Below are 13,115 nucleotides of genomic sequence, written 5' to 3' on the forward strand. Positions count from 1 at the left end.
ATGAATGCTGAAGACGCCTTGAAACTTGCTCGCCGGTTTATCGGGTTGCCCCTGGACAAGCGCCAGATGTTCCTGGCAGCGCTGGACAAGGAGGGCGTGGATTTCAGTCGCTTCCCCATTCCCCAAGGCGTCGAAGCCGACGACCGCCAGGCCCTGTCCTATGCCCAGCGCCGCATGTGGTTTCTCTGGCAACTGGACCCCGACAGCGGTGCCTACAACCTGCCCGGCGCGGTGCGGCTCAAGGGCGCGCTGAGCCTGTCGGCGCTGGAGCAGGCCTTCGCCAGCCTGGTGGCCCGCCATGAAACCCTGCGCACAGTGTTCCAGCGCCAGGCCGACGACAGCCTCCTGCAAGTGCCCACCCATGCGCCGCTGATGATCGAGCAACAGGACCTCAGCGGCTTGCCGGCAGGCGAGCGCGAGCAGGCAGTGCGCCAAGCCGCCGAAGCACAATCGATGCGCCCCTTCGACTTGTCGCGCGGCCCCTTGCTGCGGGTCGAACTGCTCAAGCTTGATCAGCAGGAGCACGTGTTGCTGCTGACCTTGCATCACATCGTCTCCGACGGCTGGTCGATGAACGTGCTGATCGACGAGTTCATCCGCTGCTACGACGCCCACGAGGCAGGCGTGGCCCCGCAATTGGCCGACCTGCCGATCCAGTACAGCGACTATGCCCTGTGGCAGCGTCGCTGGCTGGAGGCCGGCGAGCAGGCGCGGCAGCTGGCGTACTGGCAGGCACAACTGGGCGATGAACATCCGGTGCTGGAGTTGCCCACCGACCATTCGCGCCCGGCGATGCCCAGCTATCGCGGCAGCCGCTATGAATTCGCCGTCGACGCCGCATTGGCGGAGCAACTGCGCAGCACAGCCCAGCAGCAGGGCGTCACGCTGTTCATGCTGCTGCTCGGCGCGTTCAATGTGCTGCTGCATCGCTACAGCGGCCAGTCCGATATCCGCGTCGGCGTGCCGATCGCCAACCGTAACCGGGATGAGGTCGAAGGGCTGATCGGCTTCTTCGTCAACACCCAGGTACTGCGTACCGAACTGGACGGCCAGCTCCGTGTCGACGAGTTGCTGCGCCGGGTCAAAGAAACCGCGCTCGGCGCCCAGGCCCATCAGGACCTGCCGTTCGAACGCCTGGTCGAAGCGCTCAAGCTGGAGCGCAGCCTCAGCCATACGCCGTTGTTCCAGGTGATGTACAACCATCAGCCGCACGTGGCGGACGTCACCACGATCCGCACGGCGTCCGGGCTGGAACTGGGCATGATCGAATGGCAGGCGCGCACCACCCAGTTCGACCTGACCCTGGACACTTATGAAAAGGCCGGCACGCTGCACGCGGCGCTGACCTACGCCAACGACCTGTTCGAGGCGCCGAGCATCGCGCGCATGGCCCGGCATTGGCTGCGATTGCTCACGGCGATGATCGCTGATCCGTCCCGGCGCGTCGGCGAACTGCCGCTGCTCGACGCTGACGAACACGCCACCCTGGTCCACGGTTGGAACGCCACGGCGCAACGCTACCCGACCGCGCAGTGCATGCATCAACTGATTGAAGCCCAGGTGGCGCGCACCCCGGACGCACCGGCGCTGGTATTTGGCAAGCAAACCCTGAGCTACGCCGAGCTCGATGCCCGCGCCAACCGACTGGCTCACCTGCTGCGGAAGCGCGGCGTGCGGCCGGACAGCCTGGTGGGGATCTGCGTCGAGCGCTCGCTGGAGATGGTGGTGGGCCTGCTGGCGATTCACAAGGCCGGCGGCGCCTATGTGCCGCTGGACCCTGAGTACCCGCAGGAGCGCCTGGCCTACATGATCGAGGACAGCGCCATCGGCTTGCTGCTGACCCAGCGCTCGCTGTCGGCGGCGCTACCAACCGACGGCGTCGAGGTGATCGAACTCGACCAGGCGGCCGGCTGGCTCGACGGCTACAGCGACCATCGTCCCGACATCACGCTTGATCCGCTGAACCTGGCCTACGTGATCTACACCTCCGGCTCCACCGGCAAACCCAAGGGCGCTGGCAACAGTCACGCGGGGCTGGTCAATCGCTTGTGCTGGATGCAACAGGCCTATGCCTTGGATGGCAGCGACGCGGTGCTGCAGAAAACCCCGTTCAGCTTCGACGTGTCGGTGTGGGAGTTCTTCTGGCCGCTGATGACCGGAGCCCGACTGGTAGTCGCCGCGCCGGGCGTGCACCGCGATCCGCTGCAACTGATCGAGACCATCAAGCGCCATGGCATCAGCACGCTGCACTTCGTGCCGTCGATGCTGCAGGCGTTCATTCATGAGCCGGGCGTGGAAAGCTGCCAAGGCTTGAAGCGCATCGTTTGCAGCGGTGAAGCGCTGCCGCTGGACGCGCAACACCAGGTCTTCGCCAAGCTGCCGAACGCCGGCCTCTACAACCTGTACGGCCCGACCGAAGCGGCCATCGACGTGACCCACTGGACCTGTGTCGATGAAGGCGCCGATTGTGTGCCGATCGGTGTCCCCATCGCCAACCTGCGCACCCATGTGCTTGACGCCGATCTGTCGCCGGTGCCGTGGGGCGTGGCGGGCGAGTTGTACCTGGGCGGGGCGGGGCTGGCGCGCAGTTATCACCAGCGTCCGGCGCTGACCGCCGAGCGTTTCGTGCCGTGCCCGTTCCATGCCGGCGCACGCCTGTACCGCACCGGTGATCGCGTGCGCCAGCGCGCCGACGGCGTGATCGAATACCTCGGCCGCCTCGATCACCAGGTCAAGCTACGCGGCCTGCGCATCGAGCTCGGCGAAATCGAAACCCGCCTCATGCAGCATTCGCTGGTGCGCGAGGCCGTGGTGCTGGTCCAGGACGGCAAGCACCTGGTGGGTTACCTGGTGCTGGAAAACAGCGTGCCGCACGAGCAGTGGCAGCAGGACCTGAAGGCTTGGCTGCTGGCGAGCCTGCCGGAATACATGGTGCCGACCTATCTGATGCCGTTGGCCAGATTGCCCGTCACCGCCAACGGCAAGCTCGACCGCAAGGCCCTGCCACAACCGGACGCCGCGCCCCGGCAAACATTCGTCGCCCCGCAGGATGCGCTGCAAGTTGCCCTGGCCGAAATATGGCAGGACGTACTCGGCGTGGAGCGCGTCGGCCTCGAAGACAACTTCTTCGAGCTGGGCGGTGACTCGATCATTTCCATCCAGGTGGTAAGCCGCGCGCGGCAGGCCGGCATTCGCATTCATCCCCGCGATCTGTTCCAGTACCAGACCGTGCGCAGCCTGGCGCTGGTCGCCACTCGCGCTAGCCACAGTGCTGTGGATCAGGCGCCAGTCACCGGCGATGCTGTGCTCGGGCCGATCCAGCGGCAGTTCTTCTCCCAGGCGATGCAGGCCCGTGACCACTGGAACCAGTCGCTGTTGCTGACCGCCCGCGAGCCGCTGGATGCACAGCGGCTCGACGCGGCGCTGACCTGCGTCATCAACCACCACGACGCCTTGCGTCTGCGCTTTGTCGAAGACGCCGACGGTTGGCGTCAGGGCCACGGGCCGCTTGTGCAAAACGCCGATCTTTGGCAACGCGATGCCCGATCCATCGAAGACCTCAATGCACTGTGCAATGAGGCGCAACGCAGCCTGAACCTGCCGGACGGTCCGCTGCTGCGCGCCATGCTGGTGAACCTGGCCGACGGGAGCCAGCGGCTGGCGCTGATCATTCATCACCTGGTAGTGGACGGTGTGTCGTGGCGCGTGTTGCTGGAAGACTTGCAGCAAGCCTACGAACAACTGGCGGCGGGCGGCGCGGCCACGTTGCCGGCCAAGACCAGCGCGTTCCAGAGCTGGACCGCGCGGCTGAGTGCCGAAGCGTCGCGCTTCGACGATCAGTTGGCCTACTGGCAAGCCCAGCACCAGGGCGCGGCGGACATTCCTTGTGATCGTCCGCAGGGCAGCCTGCAAAATATCCACGGCGCGAAGATCGAATGGCGCCTGGACGCCGAGCTGACCCGGCAGTTGCTGCAACAGGCCCCAGCGGCCTATCGCACCCAGGTCAACGACCTGTTGCTGACCGCGCTGGCCCGCACCATCAGCCACTGGACCGGGCAGCCGGGTACGCTGGTGGAACTGGAAGGCCATGGCCGCGAAGAGCTGTTCGACGACATCGACCTGACCCGCACGGTCGGTTGGCTGACCAGCCTGTTCCCGGTGAAGCTCACCGTTACCGACGACCTCGACGGTTCGATCAAGACCGTCAAGGAGCAACTGCGCGGCGTGCCGGAAAAAGGCCTGGGGTATGGCGTGCTGCGGCATCTGGCGGCGCCTTCGGTACAAGCGACATTGGCCGGTCTGGCGCAACCGCGCATCACCTTCAATTACCTCGGCCAATTCGACCGTCAGTTCGACGAAACGGCGCTGTTGCTGCCATCCGGCGAAGGCAGTGGAGTCGCCCAGGACCCGACCGCGCCGCTGGCCAACTGGCTGACCGTGGAAGGCCAGGTGCATGGCGGCGAGCTGGCGCTGAGCTGGGGGTTCAGCCGTGAAATGTTCGACAGCGCGACCGTGCAGCAACTGGCCGATCAATACGCCCTCGAGCTCAAGGCGCTGATTCAGCATTGCGTCCGTCTGACGACGCCGCAAGCGACGCCGTCGGACTTCCCGCTGGCGCAAATCAGCCAGGCGCAGCTCGACCATCTGCCGGTGGCGGCTGGCCAACTCGACGATATCTACCCGTTGTCACCGATGCAGCAGGGCCTGTTGTTCCACACGCTGTACGAGCAGGCGGCGGGCGAGTACGTCAACCAGCTGCGGGTGGACGTGCAAGGCCTGGATGCCGAGCGATTCCGTGCGGCGTGGCAGGCCACCATCGCTGCGCAAGACATCCTGCGCAGCGGCTTCGTCTGGCAGGGCGAATTGCCGCAGCCGTTGCAGATTGTCCACAGACAGGTGCAGCTGCCGTTCACGGTGCTCGACTGGCGCGAGCGTGCCGAGCAGAGCCAGACTCAGGCCCGAGCCCTTGCCGCGCTGGCTGACGCCGAACGCGCGCTAGGTTTCGATCTGAGCCAGGCACCATTGTTGCGCCTGGTGCTGGTGCAGACCGGCGCCGAGCAGTGGCATCTGATCTACACCCATCACCACATCCTAATGGACGGCTGGAGCAATTCGCAGTTGCTCGGCGAGGTCATGCAACGCTACAACGGCCACGCGCCGGGCCGCATCGCCGGACGTTATCGCGATTACATCGCCTGGCTGCAACGCCAGGACGGCCAGCTCAGCCAGGACTTCTGGAGCGAGCAACTGGCCGCGCTGCAAGAACCGACCCGGCTCGCCCGCGCGGCCTTGGGCGATGCCGGCCAGAGCGGCCATGGCGATCACTTCCTGACGCTGGATGCGCCACGCACCAAGGCACTGGAGACCTTCGCCCGCCGGCAGAAAGTCACTGTCAACACGCTGGTACAAGCGGCGTGGCTGCTGTTGCTGCAACGCTATACCGGGCACCAGACCGTGGCATTTGGCGCGACCGTCGCCGGGCGGCCGGCGGATCTGCCTGGCATCGAACAGCAGGTCGGCCTGTTCATCAACACCTTGCCGGTGATCGGCACGCCGCGCCCCGACCAGACGGTCGGCCAGTGGCTGCAAGCGGTGCAGGCGCAGAACCTGAGCCTGCGGGATTTCGAGCACACGCCGTTAGCGGACATCCAGCGTTGGGCCAGGCAGGGCGGGGAGGCGCTGTTCGACAACCTCCTGGTGTTCGAGAATTACCCGATCGCCCAAGCCTTGCAGCAAGGCACCAGCAGCGATGTCACCTTTGGCGACGTGGCCAATCTTGAGCAGACCCACTATGCCCTGAGCGTGGCGGTCACTCTCGGTGAACAACTGGCGCTGCACTACAGCTACGAGCGTCGACAGTTCGCCGACGAGGTCATCAACCAGATCAGCGCTCACCTGCTGCACCTGCTTGAGCAATTCAGCCAGGACGCCGAACGCAGCCTGGGCGAAATCGCCTTGGCCAGCGCCGCGGAACACGCGCGGCAACAGGCCGACAACCACCCGCAGCCTTATCCGGTGGACATCGCCGTGCATCAGCGGATCGCCGCGTTGGCGACCGAGCGCCCGCAGCGCACGGCCGTGATTTTCAATGACCGGCACTTCAGCTACGGCGAGATCGACCGGCGCGCGAACCAACTGGCCCATGCCTTGATCGCCCGTGGCGTCGGCGCCGAAACCCGCGTCGGCGTGGCCCTGCCGCGCAGCGAAAGCGTGATCGTCGCGCTGCTGGCGGTGCTCAAGGCCGGAGGCGCCTACGTGCCGTTGGACATCAGTTATCCCCGGGAACGCCTGGCGTACCTGATGGAAGACGCCGGCCTGGCCTTGTTGATCAGTGACACCTCGGTGGCGGCGCAGTTGCCGGTGGCCGAATTTCTGCCGCTGCTGGAACTGGATCGGATCGATCTGCGCGAGCTGCCGGTCAGTGCGCCGCAGGTGCGACTCGATCCGCAGAACCTTGCCTACGTCATCTACACCTCCGGCTCCACCGGCAACCCCAAGGGCGTCAGCGTGGCCCACGGTCCGCTGGCGATGCACTGCCAGGCGATCGGCGAGCGTTATGAAATGCGCGACAGCGATTGCGAGTTCCATTTCATGTCGTTCGCTTTCGACGGGGCCCACGAGCGCTGGCTCACCAGCCTGACCCACGGCGCCTCGCTGCTGGTTCGCGATGACAGCCTGTGGACCCCCGAGCAAACCTACAACGCCATGCGCGAGCACGGCGTGACGGTGGTCGCGTTCCCGCCGGTGTACCTGCAACAACTGGCCGAGCACGCCGAGCGTGAAGGCAACCCGCCGCAGGTGCGCATCTACTGCTTCGGCGGCGACGCGGTGGCCAACGCCAGCTTCGAACGGGTCAAGCGCGCCTTGCAGCCTGAGTACATCATCAACGGCTACGGCCCGACCGAAACCGTGGTCACGCCGCTGATCTGGAAGGCCGGTCGCGAGGTGGCTTGTGGCGCGGCCTACGCGCCGATTGGCAGCCGCATCGGCGACCGCAGCGCCTACGTGCTCGATGCCGACCTGAACCTGCTGCCACAGGGCATGCCCGGTGAGCTGTACCTGGGCGGCAGCGGCCTGGCCCGGGGTTACTTGAACCGTCCGGGGCTGACCGCCGAGCGTTTTGTCGCCGACCCGTTCAGCGCCGGCGGCTTGCTGTACCGTACCGGCGACCTGGTGCGCCAGCGCGCCGACGGCACCTTCGATTACCTCGACCGTATCGACAACCAGGTGAAGATCCGTGGTTTCCGCATCGAGCTGGGTGAAATCGAAGCCAGCCTGCAAGCCCTCGACGGCGTGCGCGAAGCGGTGGTCGTGGCCCAGGAGGGTGCTGCCGGCAGCGGCAAGCGCCTGGTGGCCTACGTCGTGGCTGATCAATGGGTGCCGGATGACTTCGCAGAGAATCTGCGCGAACAACTCAAGGCGACCTTGCCGGCACACATGGTCCCGGCCTATCTGCTGTTGCTCGAACGGCTGCCGCTGACCCCCAACGGCAAGCTTGATCGCAAGAACCTGCCCAAGCCCGACGCCAGCCAATTGCAGCAAAGCTACAGGGCACCGCGCAGCGCGCTAGAGCAGCAACTCGCGGCGATCTGGCAGGACGTGCTCAAGCTTGAGCGGGTGGGCCTGCGCGATAACTTCTTCGAACTGGGCGGCGATTCCATCGTCTCGATCCAGGTGGTGAGCCGCGCCCGTCAGGCCGGGATTCACTTGACGCCCAAGGACCTGTTCCAGCACCAGACGCTTGAGATGCTGGCGACCGTGGCCCGCCAGGGCGAAGCCGCGCAAGTCATCGATCAGGGCCCGGTGACGGGTGAGCTGGCGCTGCTGCCAGTGCAACGAGTGTTCTTCGAGCAAACGGTGCCGCAGCGTCATCACTGGAACCAGGCGGTGCTCCTCAAGCCGACCGAGCCTCTGGAGGCGTCGACTCTGAACCAGGCGCTGAGCGCGCTGGTGCTGCATCACGATGGCCTGCGCTTGAGCTTCACGGAGCAGGGCGAAGGCTGGAAGGCGGCTTACCGTCCTGCGGACGTTCACTGCGAAGACCTGCTCTGGACCGTGGACGCGCCTGACGCCTCGGCCTTGCACAGCATCGCCAACGAAGCCCAACGCAGCCTCGATCTGCAAGACGGGCCGCTGCTGCGGGCGGTACTGGCGACCTTGGGCGATGGCAGCCAACGTCTGTTGTTGGCGGTGCATCACCTGGTGGTCGATGGCGTGTCGTGGCGCATCCTGTTCGAGGATCTGCAACGCGCCTACCGACAGCTGTCCAGCGGCGCAGCGTTGCAGCTACCGGACAAAACCACCTCAGCGCAGGTCTGGGCCGAGCGCCTGCAAGACCATGCCCGCAGCCCGGCGCTGCAGCAGCAACTGGCCTTCTGGCAGACCCAGCTCGAAGGCATCGATGCGCGGTTGCCGATGGATCATCCACAGGGCGGCCAGCAGAACCGCCTCGCGCTGACCGTGCGTACGCGACTGAACGCCGCACTGACCCGACAACTGCTGCAAGACGCGCCCAAGGCCTATCGCACCCAGGTCAACGACTTGCTGCTGACGGCGCTGGCGCGGGTCATGGTGCGCTGGACCGGCGCCGACAGTGCGCTGATCCAGCTCGAAGGCCACGGCCGCGAAGCGCTGTTCGACGACGTCGACCTGACCCGCACCGTCGGCTGGTTTACCAGCCTGTACCCGGCCCGACTCACGCCGCAGGCCGATCTTGGGAATAGCCTCAAGCAGATCAAGGAACAACTGCGGGCGATTCCCGACAAAGGCCTCGGTTTTGGTGCCTTGGCGCATCTGGCGGATGACGCTACGCGGGCAAGTCTGGCGCGGCTGCCGACGCCAGGCGTGACCTTCAACTACCTGGGCCAGTTCGACGCCAGCTTCGATGCAGCCGACGGCGCCTTGTTCGTGCCGGCCAACGAAGCGGCCGGCGATGAGCTGGACGCTGAAGCACCGTTGTCGAATGTGCTGGCGTTGAACGGCCAGGTGTTCAATGGCGAACTGGACCTGGGCTGGACCTTCAGCCGCGAGCAGTTCAACGAGGCGACCATCCAGGCCTTGGCCGACGAGTATGCGCTTGAGTTACAGCAGCTCATCGAGCATTGCTGCCAGGGCGGACATCACGGTGTGACGCCATCGGACTTCCCGCTGGCGAGCCTGAGCCAGCAGCAACTGGACGGGCTGGCGCTGCCGATGGCGCAGATCGTCGACCTGTATCCGTTGTCGCCGATGCAGCAAGGCATGCTGTTCCACGGCGTGTATGGCGACGCCACCGGCGACTACATCAACCAATTGCGCCTGGACGTGGAAGGGCTGGACCCGCAGCGTTTCCGCCAGGCCTGGCAAGCGGCGCTGGACGCCCACGACATCCTGCGCACGCGGTTCGTCTGGCAAGGGGATTTGCCGGCGCCGGTGCAGGTGGTCAGCAGATACCTGGAGCTGCCTTACAGCGTGCAGGATCTGCGCAGCGATCCGTTGCCTGTCCAGGCCTTGCAGGCCCTGGCCGATGCCGAACGCGAGCAACTGGACATGAGCGCGTCGGCGCTGATACGCCTGATGATCGTGCGCCTCGACGAACAGCGTTATCACCTGATCTACAGCCACCACCACATCCTCATGGACGGCTGGAGCAATTCGCAGCTGCTCGGCGAAGTGCTGCAACGCTACAGCGGCCAACCCGTCACTGTGTCCGGCAGCCGCTACCGCGACTACATCGCCTGGCTGCAACGCCAGGACGCGGCGGCCAGCGAAGCGTTCTGGAAACCGGCGCTGCAACAGCTGGAGGCGCCAACACGACTGGCCGATGCGGTGGCCAAACCGGCCGACATGGGCAGTGGTTACGGCGATCATATCCACGTGCTGGACGAAGCGTCGACCCGTCGCCTGGAAGTTTTCGCCCGTGCCTCTAAAGTCACCGTCAACACCCTGGTGCAAGCGGCGTGGCTGCTGCTGTTGCAGCGCTACACCGGTCGAGAAACGGTGGCCTTCGGGGCGACCGTGGCCGGGCGTCCGGCGGATTTGCCCGGCATCGAGCAGCAGATTGGTCTGTTCATCAACACCTTGCCAGTGATCGCCAGCCCTCGGGCCGAGCAGACCTTGGCCAGCTGGCTGCAAGCGGTGCAGGCGCAGAACCTGGCCCTGCGCGAATTCGAGCACACCGCGTTGCTCGACATCCAGCGCTGGGCCGGGCAGGGCGGCGACGCGCTGTTCGACAGCCTGCTGGTGTTCGAGAACTACCCGATTGCCCAGGCGTTGGAGCAGGGCGCGCCGGACGGTTTGCGCTTTGGTTCGCCAGTGACTCAGGAGCAGACCAATTACCCATTGACGCTGCTGGTGGGGTTGGAGCGGCAGTTGTCAGTGCACATGAGTTATCAACGGGCGAGTTTTGCTTCGGATACGGTGGAGCGGCTGGCGGCGCATCTGGCGCAGTTGCTTGGGCAGATGACTGCTCAAGGCGAGCGCTGCCTGGGTGAACTGTCGATGCTGGAATTCGATGAGCATCAACGTTTGACCCATGACTGGAACCCGGTCGATGCGCCGTTCGAACAGGACCTGTGCATCCACCAACTGATCGCCCGCCAAGCGCAATCCACTCCTGACGCATTGGCGGTCACCTTCGCCAACAGGCGCCTGAGCTACTGCGAACTCGACGGCCGCGCCAATCGCCTGGCCCACAAGCTCATCGAACTGGGCGTCGGCCCGGAGGTGCGGGTGGGCGTGGCGATGCCGCGTTCTGAGCAATTGCTGATCGCCTTGCTGGCGGTGCTCAAGGCCGGCGGCGCGTACGTGCCGCTGGACCCGGATTACCCGGCCGAACGCGTGGCCTACATGCTTGGGGACAGTCGCGCGCGGGTGTTGTTGACCGAGCAGGCGGTGGCGCAGACGTTGACGGTTCCGGCTGGAACCGAAGTGCTGATGCTGGACCGGATTGAGTTGAGCTCATATCCCTTCAACGCACCGGGCACAACGGTCACCCCAGACAACCTCGCCTACGTCATCTACACCTCCGGTTCCACCGGCAAACCCAAGGGTGTGGCCATCGCCCACCGAAACGTCTTGGCGCTGATCGACTGGTCCAGAACCGTCTACAACCGCGACGACATCCAGGGCGTCCTGGCGTCGACCTCGGTGTGCTTCGACCTGTCGGTGTGGGAGCTGTTTGTCACCCTCGCCAACGGCGGTTCGCTGATCATCGCCCGCAACGCCCTGGAACTGCCGCACCTGCCCGCCCGCGATCAGGTACGCCTGATCAACAGCGTGCCTTCGGCGATCGCCGCGTTGCAGCGCAGCGGCGAGATCCCGCACAGCGTGCGCATCATCAATCTGGCCGGAGAGCCGCTGAAGCAGAGTCTGGTGGATGCCCTCTACCCGACACCCAAAACCTGTGGGAGCGAGCCTGCTCGCGAAGGCGTCCCGTCAGTCACCCCATCATTGATTGACCCAGCTCTTTCGCGAGCAGGCTCGCTCCCACAGGTAAGTGTGGGGGTTGAGCATGTTTATGACCTGTACGGCCCCTCGGAAGACACCACCTATTCCACCTGGACCCGCCGCACCGCCGGCGGCACGGCAAACATCGGTCGCCCGCTCAAGCACACCTCCAGTTACCTGCTGGACGCCAACCTGCAACCGGTGCCGCAAGGCGTCTCGGCGGAGCTGTACCTGAGCGGCGCGGGCATCACCCGGGGTTACCTCGGGCGCGCGGCGATGACCGCCGAGAAATACGTGCCGAACCCGTTCTCGACGACAGGCGAACGCCTGTATCGCACCGGTGACCTGTGCCGCTATCGCGCCGATGGCGTGCTCGAATACCAGGGCCGACTCGACCATCAAGTGAAGATCCGCGGCTTCCGCATCGAGCTGGGGGAAATCGAGGCGCGGCTGTTGCAGCAAGCCGAGGTAAGCGACGTCGCCGTGCTGGCCCAGGAAGGGCCGGGCGGGCAGCAGTTGGTGGCTTACGTGGTTGCTTCGACCGACGCGAATACTCTGCGCGATCAACTCAAGGCCAATCTCAAGGCGCACCTGCCCGACTACATGATCCCGGCCCACTGGCTGTTCCTCGATCACCTGCCACTGACCCCCAACGGCAAGCTCGACCGCAAGGCACTGCCGGGCATCGAGGCCGGGCGCTCAGAAAACGCTTACGAAGCACCGGTCAGCGACCTTGAACTGCAAGTCGCAGCGATCTGGGCCCAGGTGATCACCGTCGAGCGCGTGGGCCTGCACGATCACTTCTTCGAGCTGGGCGGCCACTCGTTGCTGGCGGTCACCGCCGTTTCGCGCATGGCCCTCGAACTGGGGTTGAGCCTGACCCCGCAGCTGTTATTCCAGCACCCCGTCCTGAAGGATTTCGTCGCCCGACTCGACAGCGGCGACGGGCCGATCAACGAACAGAAACTGAACAAGCTGGACGCCCTGCTTGATGAAATGGAGGAAGTCTGATGGACAAGAGTGTTGCTTTGAGGGTTGCCAAGCGCTTTATCACTCTGCCGCTGGACAAACGCCGGCTGTACCTGGGAAAGATGCTCGAAGAGGGCGTCTCGCCGGCCAACCTGCCGATTCCCGAGGTGCGCTCCGGGTTTGAACATGTCCCGCTGTCCTACGCCCAGGAGCGCCAGTGGTTCCTCTGGCAGATGGACCGCCACAGCTCGGCTTACCACATCCCCAGCGCCTTGCGCCTCAAAGGGCAACTGGACGTGCCGGCGCTGGAGCGCAGCTTCAATGCCGTGGTCGAGCGCCACGAAAGCTTGCGCACCACGTTCGCCGAGCACGGCGAGCAAACCGTGCAGATCATTCATCAACATATGCCCTTGAGCATCGCGGTCGAGGCGCTGCCCGCCGGTTCTACGGTCAGCCAGGACGAACGCATCAAAGCCTGCGTCGAAGGTCAAACCGCGCGTCCGTTCGATCTGCGCGAAGGGCCGTTGCTGCGGGTTTCGCTGCTGAAAATTGCCGAAGACGACCATGTCCTGGTGCTCATCCAGCACCACATCATTGCCGATGGCTGGTCGATGCAGGTGCTGGTGGATGAACTGGTCCGGCACTACGCCGCCGACATTGGCGGCCAGCCGCTGGCCTTGCCGGATCTGCCGGTGCAATACGCCGACTATGCGATCTGG

General features: G+C 65.2%; 2 protein-coding genes (1 of these 2 running past the window's edge). Both read left to right on the forward strand.

What is annotated here, in order from left to right:
• Window positions 1-12,438 (forward strand): non-ribosomal peptide synthase/polyketide synthase, encoded by a 12,438-nt coding sequence (locus tag J3P97_RS08580; protein ID WP_434673912.1) that lies wholly within the window; start codon window positions 1-3, stop codon window positions 12,436-12,438.
• On the forward strand, window positions 12,438-13,115 hold the 5' portion of the coding sequence (locus J3P97_RS08585) for a non-ribosomal peptide synthase/polyketide synthase (protein WP_434673913.1). Its footprint extends 12,900 nt past the window's final position; 678 of the gene's 13,578 nt are visible here — the first part of the coding sequence; its start codon is at window positions 12,438-12,440; its stop codon lies beyond the right edge, outside the window. Before J3P97_RS08580 ends, J3P97_RS08585 begins: the two co-directional genes overlap by 1 nt.

The sequence above is a fragment of the Pseudomonas sp. R1-15 genome (assembly GCF_051132085.1).
In the GTDB taxonomy this organism is placed as follows: Bacteria; Pseudomonadota; Gammaproteobacteria; order Pseudomonadales; family Pseudomonadaceae; genus Aquipseudomonas.

Coding starts and splice junctions, on each gene's coding strand:
- J3P97_RS08580 (WP_434673912.1), top strand. CDS start 1: ATGAATGCTGAAGACGCCTTGAAACTTGCTCGCCGGTTTATCGGGTTG.